Raw genomic sequence first — 3,625 nt, 5'->3', positions numbered from 1 at the left:
ATGTATAAAAGTACTATTTAGAAATAAATTAACGCCCCGATGGCAATATATGCTGTGGATCGTACTAATGATAAGACTCCTTTTACCATGGTCACCAGATAGCTCTTATAGCATTTATTCATTACTTTCTTATAATTCTAGTGTGTCGGAAGTTATTCAAAAAAATACATCTTCACCTGAGAATACAGTGAACAACGAGATGAAACATACAGTGGAATTAGAATCAAATTCTGAAACTGTGACAAAAAATCGTGAACCTGAAGTAAACGCGAGTTCGGAACAACAGACTACATTGTCTTTATACAAAATTGCTCTATATGTTTGGCTAGCTGGGGTAATCGTATTAGCAGTCATAACGTTTATTACAAATAGACGTTTATATTCTTACATAAAGAAACAACCGGATATTACGGATGAACAGGTCGCTACAGTGTTTAATCGCTGTAAGCAGTCTATGAAAATGAAGAAGACAGTTTCATTACGTTTAGCAGGAAAGATTGCGAGCCCAACTGTTTTTAGTTTCTTTCGTCCGAAAGTATTACTATCAAAAAAACATATGAAAGTATTAAATGAGCAACAATTACAATATGTCTTTTACCATGAGTTAGCTCATATTAAAAGAAGCGATGTAGCTGTAAATTGGATTATGTACAGTTTAATCCTATTAAATTGGTTCAATCCAATTCTTTGGTACGCCTATTTTTGTATGCGAGAAGATCAAGAATTAGCCTGTGATGCATATGCGCTTACGTTTATAGATAAAGAGGAGCAAATTGCATACGGCCATACAATTATTACCCTTTTAGAACATTATTCCTATCAAGTACCAAGCCTAGCAAGTTTAAGTAGAAATAAACGAACACTAAAAAGGAGAATCGTTATGATTAAAAAGTTCCAAAAGAAATCGTATCGTCTGTCTTTACTTGGGGTTATTGCTATAGCAGCTATAGCAGGCGGTTTTTTATTAAATGCAAGGATAACTGAGGGGGATGAAAGACAGAAAGAAAAGGTTGTAGAAAAAAAGCAATCTAAAGCGGCTTTTGAAGAAGCAATAGAAACAGTATTAGGTACACCGGAGAATGCAAGTAGAGAATGGGGGATGTCAATAAAGTCATATAAAATGAATACAGATTTTTTGTATTTGGCAGAAAAGAATTTTACGAAAGAAGAATTTGAGCAGTATGTTCAATTATTTAAGGAAGCGCAAGAAATTCATAAGAAAGCAATGGTTAAGAAAAATGTGCCTGAGAATTATGATGGAGATACAAAGCAATATAAACCTGAACGCTTGAAGAAAGCTGATCAAGAAAGACTAGCTACTATTGAGAAGACATTAAAACCGCTTGAAGATAAGCTGGAGAAGTCTTTAACATATACTATGGAAGAAGCAAAAGAACATGTACCGTATCAAATTAAGGAGCCAACTTATATACCTGAAGGTTATGAATTAAAGAGAGAATGGGCTGACTCATATTTTGGAAGAGATGTAGAATTAGTTATTAAATCAGAATATACAAAAGGGAAATATGGTTTTACAATTTACCAGTCAAGGATGTATATGGATGGTAATGGTAATAAGGATCCACTACACTATATGATGCCTGGAGAAGAGAATCTAGAAAGTTATAGTTTAGACGGGAAAGGAATGGTCTATAATAAATCTTCTCATGGAGAGGGTAAGTTAAAAGGGCTCAAAATGTTTGTACCAGCACAAGGTAAGAATAGTGAGTATCAAATTGTCATAGTGAATGATATTTTTACAAGAGATACAAAGATATACGAAGAGATAATCGATGATGAGCTAACTAAGAAAGAGATGGAGAAGATTTTACTTTCTATGTCAAAATAATAGGCAGTGTTCTTAAACTTTTGATTTTAAGAACACTGTCTATTTTATTAAATTTCTAGTGGAATCTAGCCAACAATTATTATGAATATATTCTAGCTTTCCATACATGTATACTTTTTGATACACTATGGACAGTATGATATAACTTGACTGGGATTTTTTTATACTGGAAATAATAAAAAAGAGAACTTGTATACAATGTAAGCGTGTGGTAATATCAAAGATGTACTGATTGACTATATTATCCAATTGGTCATTTTTGGAGGTGACGATGTGGCGATAGATCGAAAACGTTCTATTATTGAAGCTGCAACAAAGTCTTTTTCAGCATTCGGTTATAAAGCAACAACGATGGATCAAGTAGCGAAATTAGCGAATGTAGGAAAAGGAACGATTTATACTTTTTTCAAAAATAAAGAAGAGCTATTTGGTGAAATTATTTCTAATTTAATTACAGAAATGAAGCAAGTTGCAGAAAACGCAATTCGTTCAGATGTTTCATTTTTTGAAAATGTACATAGAGCATTATATAGCATATTAGAATTCAGAAAAGAACATCAGCTCATGATTAAGTTAATTCAAGAAGAGCGCGATATGGGAACGAAAGAAGTACAAGAAGTGATGCAACAAGTAGATGTGGAAATCGTTTCTGTCATTCAATCGTATTTAAAGATTGCGATTGAAAAAGGTGAAATTAGCAAATGTGATCCCGAAATTACAGCATTTATTATGCTTCGCTTATACGTATCGCTTATTTTTGATTGGGAAAAAAATCATGAACCGCTAGAAAAAGAAAAAATCGCAGAATTATTTGAACTTTATTTATTAAAAGGATTGTCAAATTAAGATAATCCTTTTATTATTATAAAATATGACCATATGAACAAAGTGGTCATATATTTAATTTAAGGAGGGAAAATAGAAATATTAGTTTCGTATTGAATAAAAGTTGCATAGTATACATTCGGGGATAAGGCATATGTATGAATAAGTATAGCCTTTTTATTTGGGTAAAAATGACCAAATGAACAATTCGGTCATTTGAAAAAAAGGGGGAGAAATGATGAAATGGAATCAGTTGCTTCGTAAAGAGTTTACTGAAATTATAAAAAGCAAAAAAATATTAATTCCAATTATCGCGGTATTATTCGTACCAATTTTATATGCAGGTATGTTTTTATGGGCCTTTTGGGATCCGTATAAACAGTTAGATGATTTACCAGTGGCGGTAGTCAATTTAGATAAAGGTGCAGTATTTGATGGGAAACCAATTGAGGTCGGAAAAGGGCTCGTTGATAACTTAAAAGATAATACAAGTTTTAAATGGGAATTTGTAAGTGAAAAAGAAGCGAAAAAAGGAATGGAAGGTAGAAAGTATTACATGTTAGTACGCATTCCAGATAACTTCTCAAGTAACGCTACAACGTTATTAAAAGATGATCCGAAACCATTAAACTTAGAATACATTCCGAACGAAAGCTTAAACTTCTTATCTTCACAAATTGGCGGAACAGCCATTGAAAAAATTAAAGGTGAAGTATCAAGTACGTTAACGAAAACATATGCAGAGAAAATGTTTGATTCTATTCAAGACGTCTCAAAAGGATTAGCAGATGGGGCGGAAGGAGCAAATAAACTATACGATGGATCAAGTGAGCTGCATGATGGTTCAAGTAAAGTGACGGATGGCCTTCATACACTTCAAGGGAAGTCTGGGGAGATGAAAGATGGAGTTCAGAAATTAGCGGATGGATCTAATAAATTAGTAGATGGCTC

Annotated in this window: 3 protein-coding genes; all 3 read left to right on the top strand. The window is 33.0% G+C overall.

Annotated features, from left to right (window positions below):
• A partial coding sequence (locus tag MR167_RS30955; RefSeq protein WP_242316199.1) for a M56 family metallopeptidase occupies positions 1-1,849 on the top strand: 1,849 nt, incomplete at its 5' end.
• A 273-nt stretch (positions 1,850-2,122) separates the two neighbouring features.
• Entirely contained in the window at positions 2,123-2,695 is a 573-nt protein-coding gene (locus MR167_RS30950) for a TetR/AcrR family transcriptional regulator (RefSeq protein ID WP_000963378.1), read from the top strand.
• A gap of 217 nt (positions 2,696-2,912) precedes the next feature.
• Positions 2,913-3,625, top strand: a 713-nt coding sequence (locus MR167_RS30945) for a YhgE/Pip family protein (protein ID WP_242316198.1), incomplete at its 3' end; no start/stop codon positions are given.

This window comes from Bacillus cereus group sp. BfR-BA-01355, assembly GCF_022663675.1.
GTDB classification, from domain to species: domain Bacteria; phylum Bacillota; class Bacilli; order Bacillales; family Bacillaceae_G; genus Bacillus_A; species Bacillus_A thuringiensis_S.
Note: the sequence above shows the minus strand (reverse complement) of the source record. Positions and strands in the feature narration are given on the sequence as shown.